General features: G+C 35.6%; 12 protein-coding genes. 8 read left to right on the top strand and 4 right to left on the bottom strand.

Annotated features, from left to right (window positions below; all coding sequences use genetic code 11):
* Together DN408_RS00740 and DN408_RS00735 are read right to left on the bottom strand one after the other, a co-directional pair.
* Positions 1-509, bottom strand: a 509-nt coding sequence (locus DN408_RS00740; RefSeq protein WP_129146776.1) for a collagen-like repeat preface domain-containing protein, incomplete at its 3' end; no start/stop codon positions are given.
* A gap of 116 nt (positions 510-625) precedes the next feature.
* Positions 626-1,588, bottom strand: coding sequence for a tyrosine-type recombinase/integrase (locus DN408_RS00735; RefSeq protein WP_002128613.1), 963 nt, complete (start codon positions 1,586-1,588; stop codon positions 626-628).
* 113 nt (positions 1,589-1,701) lie between these two features.
* Between DN408_RS00735 and spoVK the strand changes: the two genes are divergently transcribed.
* Positions 1,702-2,658 carry a stage V sporulation protein K gene (gene spoVK / locus DN408_RS00730; RefSeq protein WP_002014481.1) on the top strand — a complete coding sequence of 319 codons (957 nt, stop codon included), beginning with the start codon at positions 1,702-1,704 and terminating at the stop codon, positions 2,656-2,658.
* A 31-nt stretch (positions 2,659-2,689) separates the two neighbouring features.
* Here the strand turns inward: spoVK and DN408_RS31170 are convergent, their stop codons facing one another.
* Positions 2,690-2,827 (bottom strand): hypothetical protein, encoded by a 138-nt coding sequence (locus tag DN408_RS31170; protein WP_002087943.1) that lies wholly within the window; start codon positions 2,825-2,827, stop codon positions 2,690-2,692.
* Between the two features lie 99 nt (positions 2,828-2,926).
* Positions 2,927-3,550, bottom strand: a complete 624-nt coding sequence (locus tag DN408_RS00725; protein ID WP_002014478.1) for a trimeric intracellular cation channel family protein — start codon at positions 3,548-3,550, stop codon at positions 2,927-2,929.
* 92 nt (positions 3,551-3,642) lie between these two features.
* On the opposite strand from DN408_RS00725, the gene hflX reads away from it, so the two are divergent.
* The 7 genes from hflX (at position 3,643) to DN408_RS00690 (ending at position 11,883) form a co-directional block, all read left to right on the top strand.
* Entirely contained in the window at positions 3,643-4,914 is a 1,272-nt protein-coding gene (gene hflX, locus DN408_RS00720) for a GTPase HflX (protein WP_050000625.1), read from the top strand.
* Complete coding sequence (locus DN408_RS00715; protein WP_002128611.1) at positions 4,907-6,178, top strand: methionine gamma-lyase family protein; 1,272 nt, start codon at positions 4,907-4,909, stop codon at positions 6,176-6,178. Before hflX ends, DN408_RS00715 begins: the two co-directional genes overlap by 8 nt.
* A 174-nt stretch (positions 6,179-6,352) precedes the next feature.
* A complete protein-coding gene (glnR, locus tag DN408_RS00710; protein ID WP_002014475.1) occupies positions 6,353-6,742 on the top strand; it encodes a transcriptional repressor GlnR in 390 nt (129 codons plus the stop codon).
* Positions 6,743-6,790: 48 nt separating this feature from the next.
* A complete protein-coding gene (glnA, locus tag DN408_RS00705) occupies positions 6,791-8,125 on the top strand; it encodes a type I glutamate--ammonia ligase (protein WP_002014472.1) in 1,335 nt (444 codons plus the stop codon).
* Positions 8,126-8,395: 270 nt separating this feature from the next.
* Positions 8,396-9,136, top strand: a complete 741-nt coding sequence (locus DN408_RS00700) for a YveK family protein (RefSeq protein WP_002128610.1) — start codon at positions 8,396-8,398, stop codon at positions 9,134-9,136.
* Positions 9,085-9,747, top strand: coding sequence for a CpsD/CapB family tyrosine-protein kinase (locus DN408_RS00695; protein WP_002128609.1), 663 nt, complete (start codon positions 9,085-9,087; stop codon positions 9,745-9,747). Before DN408_RS00700 ends, DN408_RS00695 begins: the two co-directional genes overlap by 52 nt.
* 306 nt (positions 9,748-10,053) lie before the next feature.
* On the top strand, positions 10,054-11,883 hold the full coding sequence (locus DN408_RS00690; protein ID WP_050000626.1) for a polysaccharide biosynthesis protein: 1,830 nt from the start codon (positions 10,054-10,056) through the stop codon (positions 11,881-11,883).
* Positions 11,884-11,909 lie beyond the last annotated feature (26 nt).

Below are 11,909 nucleotides of genomic sequence, written 5' to 3'. Positions count from 1 at the left end.
CCCGTGTTACCTCTAGGTCCAGTAGGTCCAGTAGGTCCTCTGCCGAACGAAGCTGAATTAACTAGAGTAGTTTGTAACTCTGCAATTAATTTAAGGAGTTCTTGGAGTGTACAAGGATCAATTCGGAATAACTTTGTAATGTAAAGTAAATAATTAATTAAAATTTGAAGTTCAACAAATACAGCACTTGCTACGAAGGTTGGATTTTTTAATATAGTTATTAAGTTTTTAATGATGGCTAATCCTTGTGCTTTCAGAGCGGAAGTAGTGTCTAGTGAACAGATGAATTTGCTTAGTAGGTGCAATGTATCTATTAGATTCTCAATGTTTTTGGGAGATGGATTGGCGAAAAGTTTAGGGATTATTTTTATTAAATCGTTAATGATTGCACGGAATGTTCTAATTTGCGCTTTAGTAATTGGAATCGTTGGGGTAGTTGGAATTCGTCCAGCGCTAGTTGGAAAGCATGGATTGGAGTATTTATTTTGATTGTCGTTAAAGCGAGACATTAAATCTCTCCTTTCTGATAAGAATGTGAACGAAACTCATCATAGTAGATGCAGGGAATAGTTAAATGGTCATAGTGAAATTGAGTGTTTCGAGAAAAAAATAAAAAAACGCCTTATTATAGGGCGTTTTTTTTATTTTCAGCATATTGATAATATCGCTTTAGTGAAATTTTTGATTTGAAGCCAACTAATTTTATGATTTCTGGCTCTGGGGTTTGTTTTTTTATTAGGCGTAAAATAAACGTGTTCCGGAAATGTTGTCCAGAAATGCCTTTACGTAAATTGGCTCTTGCTACTTCAAGTCGGATCATTTTTTGGATAGCGATTTCTGTTAGTGCTTTTGGTGCATCGTTTTCGTATACCCATCTGTATGTTCCGCGGTTAAAATCGAATGCAACAAACAACGGGTCATTACTATGGTATTTAGGACGAACTGGTTCTGGAATACTTTTATAATATGTGTACAGTTGTTTTTTGTCTTCGATTGCTAATGTGATTGTTCTTTCTACTCCTGCGGTTGCTGGAATAGAAAGTGTATTAGTTTCAAAATGAACGTGATGCATAGTTAATGCTGTAAGCTCTTGTAAGGATAGTCCGTAGTCGATTAATATACTTAAAATAGCGATATTACGATCCATTAATAATGGACGAACGGGACGTTGTTTTTCTGAAAGTCCTTCTAATGAAGTGACTATATGCTTTAATCTTTTTTCTTCATCGGATGAAATGAAATCTTCATTACGCAATGCACGGTTTGGTTGAATAGTAATTTCCATATCATTCAATGGATTTGGAATGTTAAGAAAATGATGCATTCTATTTAATACAATAAATACACGATGCATTGTTTTCTCAGAGTAGTGTCGATTCTTTTTTAAGTCTGAAAAGTAATCTTCATAGTCTTTTGTACAAAGTGTTGCCCATATATTACTGGAAGGGAGCTTTTTGTTTTTTTCTAACCAATGTCCAAAATCTTCAATGTCATAAACATAACGTTTAATGGTTGAAGACTTTCGGCCTTTATTCAATAAAAAAATAGAAAAGGCTTGTATTGTATCATGGAATTCCGTTGTTTCCATAGTCCCACCACCTTGATTATTTCTTATATTATAGCAAACTTTTCTGAAAATAGGCATTTGCAAGAGGGACTGGAATAATAATATTTGGTGAGTGGATAAAATGAGGTGATTGTATGGAACAATCGATGCGTAAGAAAAATAACAATCAAATTAATATTGTATTAAACCATCGAAAGAAAATTTCGTTACCGGCATCAGAAAATAAAACGGTAATTTCAAGTGAAACCACTACTAAACATGAGATGTTGCAGAGAATTGAAGAAGAGATGGGAAAGCTTGTTGGGATGGATGAAATAAAAAAGATAATAAAAGAAATTTATGCTTGGATTTATGTAAATAAAAAAAGACAAGAGATGGGGTTGAAATCTGAGAAGCAAGTGCTTCACATGTTATTTAGGGGGAATCCCGGTACTGGGAAGACAACCGTTGCTAGAATGATAGGGAAATTGTTGTTTGAGATGAATATTTTATCGAAGGGGCATTTAGTTGAAGCAGAACGTGCTGATCTTGTGGGGGAGTATATCGGTCATACAGCGCAAAAGACGAGAGATTTAATAAAAAAGGCCATGGGAGGTATTTTGTTTATTGATGAGGCGTATTCTTTAGCGCGGGGGGGAGAGAAGGATTTTGGAAAGGAAGCTATTGATACACTTGTGAAGCATATGGAAGATAAGCAGCACGGTTTTGTATTAATTTTAGCTGGATATTCAAGAGAGATGAATCATTTTCTTTCATTAAATCCAGGGTTACAATCTCGTTTTCCATTTATTATTGAATTTGCGGATTACTCGGTAAATCAGCTGTTGGAAATTGGAAAGAGAATGTATGAGGAGCGTGAATATCAGTTATCTAAAGAAGCGGAGTGGAAATTTCGAGATCATTTACATGCGGTAAAGTATTCGTCGCAAATTACATCGTTTAGTAATGGGCGATACGTACGGAATATTGTTGAAAAATCGATTCGTACACAAGCTATGCGATTGTTACAAGAGGATACGTATGATAAATATGATTTAATTGGGATATCAAGTATGGATTTAATGCTTGAAGAGGAGACGCACAGTACGTAAACTGTGCGTCTGTTTTTATGCATAAGTTCGTTTACTCTTTTTTTGCTTTTTCTTGGTGAGTTTTATGAAGACGTTCCATTTTAGCGCTCTTTTCGTGCGCTGAATTTGGATCATGTCCAAATTGGTTTACTGAGCTTTTTTGAGCTCCTTTATTAACATGGTTTGTCATTTGCATTCACCTCGCTTTAAAAATTAGTATAAACATTATGTAAAGAAAAACTCGTTAGAAAAGAAAAACCTCTTTACGATATGTAAAGAGGTTAGATTGCTATTTATGCATTGAGCGCTCCTTTGTATCGATGCGTCTATGCGGTAAATGCCATTTGTAATGAATAGAAACCATGCGGAAGCAAACAATTAAAATGAATAAGGTGTATAGAGCCCAATCGCTAACGATGACTTTAGCGCCAATCAAAAAACCGGCTAAAATCGTCCAAAACGCATATACATCAGCTCGAAGGACGAGAGGTTTTCTACGTGCTAAAAGATCACGAATAATACCGCCGCCAATGCCAGTTAAAACAGCAGCTACAATTGTAGCGCTAATTGGTAAATTTAATTTTTGGGCGTATAGAGCTCCTTGTACGGCGAACGCTGATAAGCCGATGGCATCTGTGATGTTTTCCCACTTTTTCCAATGCTTAATTAATTTATTAGGAAAAAGAAAAATGATCGTCATTGATAATAGTGCGATTTGGAATAACATGTCTTGTTGCCAAAACGCGACGATTGGATAACCGATTAATAAATTACGAAGGGCACCTCCCCCAAATGCGGTTGCCATTCCTAAAATATATACCCCGAAAATATCATAATCCTCTTCCATTGCAACAATGGCTCCGCTTAGTGCGAAAGCGATTGTGCCTATGATGCTAAAAATCTCCCATGCCATGAATTTTCTCCCCCGCTAACTAGATGAAATGTGCTTCCTCTGCTATTATATTAGAAGGTTTAAATTTCGAAAAGGATGAGTGAACATATTTGATGGAAGAAAAAGAAAAAATCATATTAGTTGGCTGTCAATTGCCACAAGATGATGATGAAAAATTTATGCATTCCATGAAAGAGCTTGCATCGCTAGCGAAAACTGCGCGAGCGGAAGTGTTAGTATCAACGACGCAAAAGCGCCCGAAGTTTCATCCGGCGACTTATATAGGAAAAGGTAAACTAGAAGAGCTTGCAGCGTTGACGGAAGAATTAGAACCAGCTGTTATTGTTTTTAATAATGAGTTAACACCAAGTCAAATTCGGAATTTATCTTCAGTATTAGATGCGAGAGTGATTGACCGAACGCAGTTAATACTAGATATTTTTGCGCAACGTGCGAAATCGAGAGAGGGTAAGCTTCAAGTAGAATTAGCTCAATTGCAATATACAATGCCGCGCCTTATGGGACAAGGTCTTGCTTTATCGCGTCTTGGTGGTGGAATTGGTACAAGGGGACCAGGAGAGACGAAGCTTGAGACAGATCGTCGTCATATTCGATCTCGTATTGATGAAATAAAGAGACAACTTGCGGTTGTTGTGGAGCATCGAAAGAGATATCGTGAGAGAAGAAAAGATAATAAAGTGTTTCAAGTTGCGTTAATTGGGTATACAAATGCAGGGAAATCTACGTTGTTTAATAGATTAACGGAAGCTGATACATTTGAAGAAAACTTATTGTTTGCAACGCTAGATCCGACGACAAGAAAGATGCCGTTACCTTCTGGTTATACAGTGCTTTTGACTGATACGGTTGGTTTTATACAAGATTTACCTACGTCACTAATTGCTGCTTTTCGATCTACGTTAGAAGAAGCTGGGGAAGCGGATGTTATTTTACATGTTGTTGATTCTGCAGATCCTAATTATGTAGGGCATGAGCAGACAGTAAAACAATTATTGTCGGACCTTGAAATTAATCGTATTCCTATTATTACGTTATATAATAAAAAAGATAAATTGCATCAAAACTTCATTCCATTTCCGAAAAGTGATTTCTTAATGACTAGTGCTTTTGAAGAAAGTGATTTATTGCGTATAAAAGAAGCGATAGAAACGAAGATGAAGGAAGAAATGGATGATTATCAAGTGGAAATCCCTCCGAGTGAAGGTAGGTTATTAACGCTTTTAAAGACAGAAACAATATTAACTAAAATGGAGTTTCTAGAAGATAAATTTGTATATGATTGTACAGGGTATATATTTGCTCATTCATCGCTTAAGGGGCAATTAAAGAGATTTTTAGTGGAAGAAGGAGAAAATAATGTTTGATCGTTTGAAAAATGGAGAAAAAATTGCTCCAATCGTAAAAGAAGTAGAAAGTCAAATTATAGAAGTACATAAACATGTGGATGAAGTGATTGAGAGTAACCAATTTCGTGTATTAGAAAGTTTTCGTAAACACAAAATTAGCGATTCGCATTTTATTCCGACGACAGGTTATGGTTATGATGATATTGGTCGTGACACGTTAGAAAAAGTGTATGCTGATGTATTTGGGGCAGAAGCGGGTCTTGTTCGTCCGCAAATTATTTCAGGTACTCACGCAATTTCGACAGCTCTATTCGGTATTTTACGTCCAGGAGATGAACTGCTATACATAACAGGAAAACCATATGATACGTTAGAAGAAATCGTTGGTGTACGCGGAAAAGGTGTAGGCTCATTTAAAGAATATAATATTGGTTATAACGCAGTTCCGTTAACTGAAGAGGGATTTGTGGACTTTGAAGCTGTTGCAGCTGCGATCCATAGTAATACGAAGATGATTGGTATTCAGCGTTCAAAAGGATATGCTACTCGTCCGTCGTTTACTGTTTCACAAATTAAAGAGATGATTGCGTTTGTGAAAGAGATTAAACCTGATGTTGTTGTATTTGTAGATAACTGCTATGGCGAATTTATTGAAGAAGAAGAGCCATGTCATGTTGGTGCGGACTTAATGGCAGGCTCTCTTATTAAGAATCCTGGCGGTGGAATTGTTAAAACTGGTGGTTACATTGTTGGTAAAGAGCAGTATGTTGAAGCGTGTGCATATCGTCTAACATCTCCAGGAATCGGTGCGGAAGCAGGGGCATCTTTATACAGTTTGCAAGAAATGTATCAAGGTTTCTTCTTAGCGCCGCATGTAGCGGGACAAGCGCTAAAAGGTGCGATTTTTACAGCTGCATTTTTAGGAAAGTTAGGGATGAATACATCACCAGCTTGGAATGCACCAAGAACAGATTTAATTCAGTCTGTTCAATTTGATGATAAAGATCGTATGATTGCGTTCTGTCAAGCGATTCAATATGCATCTCCAATTAATTCTCATTTCACTCCATATGCAAACTATATGCCGGGTTATGAAGATGATGTAATTATGGCTGCGGGGACGTTTATTCAAGGTGCAAGTATTGAGCTGTCGGCTGATGGTCCGATTCGTCCGCCTTATGTTGCTTACGTGCAAGGTGGGTTAACTTATTCGCATGTAAAGATTGCGATTTGTTCTGCGATTGATGCGTTAATTGAAAAAAAACTATTAACAATTTCTTAAAGGAAAGCTGTCGATTTCGGCAGCTTTTTTCGTGTGAAAGTAATGATTTGTGCCATTAGAAAAAAAATGAAAAAAATCATAAAAAAATCATGTAAGAAAAGCTAACATCTATTGACACTAAACATAACATGGTGTAAAATGAGAAACAGTTAAGGCGAAGGAGGAACTGAAACAATGAAAGAAGATAGACGTTCTGCTCCGCTGTTTCCAATTGGTATTGTAATGGATTTAACACAATTATCTGCACGTCAAATTCGCTACTATGAAGAGCATAATCTTATTTTTCCAACCCGTACAAAAGGGAATCGTAGATTATTTTCATTTAACGATGTAGATAAATTGTTGGAAATTAAAGATTTGTTAGATCAAGGCTTAAATATGGCCGGAATTAAACAAGTATTGCAAATGAAAGAAAATCAAACAGAAGCAGTGAAAGTAAAAGAAGAAACGAAAGAAATTTCAAAATCCGAGCTTCGCAAAATTCTTCGAGATGAACTACAACATACAGGTAGATTTAATCGGACCTCATTGCGACAAGGTGACATTTCAAGGTTTTTTCACTAAAGATAACTGATTCTGAAGGTGTTTAGAGGGACTAAGGAGGAATTTATAATGGCTAGGTACACAAAAGAAGATATTTTCCGTTTGGCGAAAGAAGAGAATGTAAAGTATATCCGTCTGCAATTTACGGACCTTTTAGGGGTAATTAAAAACGTAGAAATTCCAGTGAGCCAATTAACAAAAGCTCTTGATAACAAAATGATGTTTGATGGATCTTCTATTGAAGGTTTCGTACGTATTGAAGAATCTGATATGTATTTATATCCGGATTTAGATACTTGGGTAATTTTCCCTTGGACAGCTGAAAAAGGTAAAGTAGCTCGTTTAATCTGTGATATTTACAATGCTGATGGTACTCCATTTGATGGCGACCCACGTAACAACTTAAAGCGTGTGTTAAAAGAAATGGAAGCATTAGGATTCTCAGATTTCAATCTTGGACCAGAGCCAGAATTCTTCCTATTTAAAGTTGATGAAAAAGGAAATCCAACACTGGAATTGAACGATAACGGTGGATACTTCGACCTTGCGCCGATGGATCTAGGGGAAAACTGTCGTCGTGATATCGTTCTTGAACTTGAAGAAATGGGCTTTGAAATTGAAGCATCTCACCATGAGGTTGCGCCAGGTCAACATGAAATTGACTTTAAATATGCAAATGCAATTCGCTCATGTGATGACATTCAAACATTCAAGCTTGTTGTAAGAACGATTGCTCGTAAACATGGTTTACACGCAACATTTATGCCGAAACCATTATACGGTGTGAACGGTTCAGGTATGCACTGTAACTTATCACTATTTAAAAATGGTGAGAACGTATTCTTCGATCAAAACGGTGATTTACAATTAAGTGATGATGCTCGTCACTTCATCGCAGGTATTTTAAAACATGCGCCAGCATTTACAGCGGTAGCAAACCCAACTGTAAACTCTTACAAGCGTTTAGTACCTGGATATGAAGCTCCATGTTACGTAGCATGGTCTGCACAAAACCGTAGTCCATTAGTGCGTATTCCTGCATCTCGTGGTATTAGTACACGCGTAGAAGTACGTAGTGTTGACCCAGCTGCGAACCCATATTTAGTAATGGCTACATTATTAGCAGCAGGTCTTGATGGAATTAAAAATAAATTAACTCCACCAGCTGCAGTAGACCGTAACATCTACGTAATGACAAAAGAAGAGCGTGAAGAAGCAGGTATCGTTGACTTACCAGCAACATTAGCGCAAGCGTTAGTTACTTTACAATCTAATGAAATCGTATGTGGCGCATTAGGTGATCATTTACTTGAGCACTTCATTGAAGCAAAAGAAATTGAGTGGGATATTTTCCGCACGCAAGTTCACCAATGGGAACGCGACCAATATATGTCTCTATACTAAGAGAGAAAAAAGCCCTAATACTACGGTATTAGGGCTTTTTCGTCATTTATCTACAGTGAAAAAACGCGAATATTGTCGCATTTTTTTTAGTGTCATCAGGAAGTAATTTAGTGAAAATAATTTGTGTTGACTCGTTCTGTATAAAGAACTAAAATGGCATTAACTAGAAATGTTTGTATATTAAAAAGAATGAAAATATTGTTTTTTTTCTTAAGTTTTCGATGCCAATTTCAAGTTGAAGCTCATTGGTTTTAAATGAGGAGGGAAGTTATGGATAAGGAAATAAATTTGAAAAATCTATTTACTATTATACGGAAAAGAATTTGGATCATTCTATTATTTACAACTCTCACAACAGTAGCAGGAGCGATGTATACTATATATGTAAAAACACCATTATATGCCTCTTCAGCAAGAGTTATTGTTCAAGCTAATGCTGAAACGATGAATACATTGAAAGCGATGGTAAATGAGCCTGTAATATTAGAAAAAGTGGCTGCTGAATTGAATATTAACAGATCTGCAGGTGCATTAAGTGGACAAATAAGTACAGAAAGTGTGCAAGGGTCCCAGATTATGAGAATAAATGTAGTGGATATAGATCCTGTGCTTGCTCATAAAATTGCAAATACTACAGCCGTTGTTTATAAGAAAGAAGTAGCGAATATACTGAATTTTAATAATGTGAGTATATTACCAGAAGACCCAGTTCAAAAAAATTCTATGCCTATAAATATAAATCACTTTAAGACGATACTAATTGCATTCTCTATAGGTATGGTGCTCAGTATTGGATTCATTTTTTTATTGGATTCACTTGATGAGAGAATCAAATCGGAACGGCGAATTGAACAATTGTTAGATGTCCCTGTTTTGGGCGGAATATCTAAAATGAATAGAAAAAATGTGAAAGACAAATTCAGTAAAAAAAATACGGTATTATTGGGGGAGGGAACGGAGTGGCTTACAAAAATAGACGAAAAACAAATAAAGTTAAAGGAGAAAGTATAATTGTACATACCGCTCCAAGATCGAAAATTTCGGAGCAGTATCGTTCGCTTCGAACAAACCTTCAATTATCTTCATCTATTCATAAAAGCAGAACTATAGTTATTACTTCTCCGAGGTATGGTGAAGGAAAATCAACGATTACAGTTAATTTAGCAGTCTCAATAGCACAAAAAGGTGAAAAAGTATTGGTAATAGATGCAAATTTACGAACACCAACGATTCATGAAATGTTTGGAGTAGAAAATACAATTGGATTAATTGATATATTGAACGGAAAAACAACTTTAGAGGGCGCCGTGAAAAAAACAGAGATGGAAAGTCTGGATGTATTAACTAGCGGACCAGTACCATTTAATCCATCTGAAGTGCTTAGTTCAGATGCAATGGATATGTTAATTCAAAAGGCGCTGGAACGATACGATATTATATTATTTGATTCTTCTCCTGTACTAGAAGTAACAGATACAAGTGTATTGGCTGATAAGTGTGAAGGTGTATTATTGGTGATACGTTATAATCATACTGTGAATGAAGATGCGCTTGAAACGAAAAGGGCGTTAAGTTTTACGAAAAGTAGGATATTAGGTGCGATTTTGAATGGAAAAGTATAAATAACATAAATGTACTTTAGAAAAATGAATTTAATATCCTTATATCAGGATGTTCTTTATAAAGAATTTTTTTAAAGGGATACGATGTGGTGATGTCTCCTTACCGCTATCAACGGAGGCACTCGATTATGCTGTGGGTTGTGAAAACAACCTTAGATGCGAGTCATCAAGAGTGTAATGTGAGGGAGGGTTAGATGCCCCTATTTTATTAAAGTTTCTAACTATGTGTTTTTAATAAAGAGAATATAGTTAGAAACTTTAAATTTGAAAGAGTTAAGTATGGAATTGATTAAAGGAGGAAGTTACATGACGTATCGGCGGAGGATATCGTTATTGCTTTTAATGGATTCAATGATTGTGTTAAGTGCTATTTTCTTTAGTTATTTCTTTGTAAATGCTAGCTTTAGTGTTATCACTTTATCATCAATTATTAGCTCTATCACTCTACTAGTCAGTCATCATTTATTTGCTTTAATATATAAGTTGTATAATAAAGCTTGGGAATATGCAAGTATAGGAGAATTACTCATTATATGCAAAGTTGTTACATTTTCTATAATTGCTACAGCGGTTGTGCAGCAACTAATCATGCAAAAAATGTATTTTCGGCTGTTAGTTGTAACTTGGATGATTCATATTTTATTAATTGGTGGTTCACGTTTTATATGGAGAATGTACAGAGATATTTATTATGTAAAAAAGGGTGATAAAAAAAGAACGTTAATTGTTGGTGCGGGATCTGCTGGGACAATGGTTGCAAGGCAGTTGTTAAAGAATAGTGCTGCCGAATTAATGCCAGTCGCATTTATTGATGATAATGTAAAAAAACATAACCTTGATATTTGGGGTATTCCAGTAATTGGTGGTAAGAATCAAATTGAGTATGCTGTTAAAAAACTGAATATTGAAATAATAATTTTAGCAATTCCTTCATTAAACAAAAGAGAGCAAAATGTTATTTTGAAAAGATGTTTAAAAACAGAAATGAAAACTCAAATTCTTCCGATGTTAGAAGACTTAGTAACGGGTAAAGTATCGGTGAACGAATTCAGGGATGTTCAAGTAGAGGATTTATTAGGGCGTGATCCTGTAGAACTTGATGTGGATATTATTTCAGATTATATAACTGACAAGGTTATTTTAGTTACTGGTGCAGGAGGTTCGATTGGTTCGGAAATTTGTAGACAAATTGCAAAATTTAGGCCGAAAAGGTTGATTTTACTAGGGCATGGGGAGAACAGTATTTATTCTATAGAAATGGAATTAAACAGAAAATATGGAGATATGAAAGGCACGTTTATTCCTGAAATCGCAGATATACAAGATGAAAAAAAGATGAATTCAATAATGAATAAACATCTTCCAAATGTTGTATATCATGCAGCTGCACATAAACATGTACCACTAATGGAGAATAATCCTGAAGAGGCTGTTAAAAATAATTTGATTGGAACTATGAATGTATCAGAGGCAGCGAGAGCACATGGAGTAGGAACGTTTGTTATGATTTCCTCTGATAAAGCTGTGAACCCGACGAGTGTTATGGGAGCAACAAAGAAATTAGCTGAGATGGTAATTCAACATAAAGATAAAATAAGTCATACAAAGTTTGTTACTGTACGCTTTGGGAATGTCTTAGGAAGTAGAGGGAGTGTTATACCTTTATTTAAGAAGCAAATTCAAAATGGTGGACCAGTTACAGTTACTCATCCTGATATGGTTCGGTATTTTATGACAATCCCGGAAGCATCAAGACTCGTAGTGCAAGCTGGTGCTTTAGCTAAAGGTGGAGAGATTTTTGTATTGGATATGGGAGAACCAGTGAAAATAGTCGACCTTGCCAAAAATCTTATTCGATTATCAGGAAATTCTGTGGATGAAATAGGAATAGAATTTACTGGTATACGCCCAGGGGAGAAACTTTTTGAAGAATTACTAAAAGAAGATGAAATGAATGAAAAGCAAATTCATCCGAGGATTTACGTAGGACAAGAAATGAATGTTCGTATAGAAGAAATTGAAGAGTTTATTTCAAGTTATACAGATTTAAACGAAGTAGAATTAAGAAAACGATTGTTAAAGTTAGTAAATCAGCGTAAAACTTTAAAACTGTTAATACCTGTATCAGGTCAATAGAAAAAATTTATATAAGACGGGTGCGT

Origin of the sequence: Bacillus sp. AR13-1 (assembly GCF_008042285.1) — a bacterium.
GTDB classification, from domain to species: Bacteria; Bacillota; Bacilli; order Bacillales; family Bacillaceae_G; genus Bacillus_A; species Bacillus_A mycoides.
The sequence above is the reverse complement of the archived record's forward strand: the minus strand, read 5'-3'. Positions and strand labels throughout refer to the sequence as shown.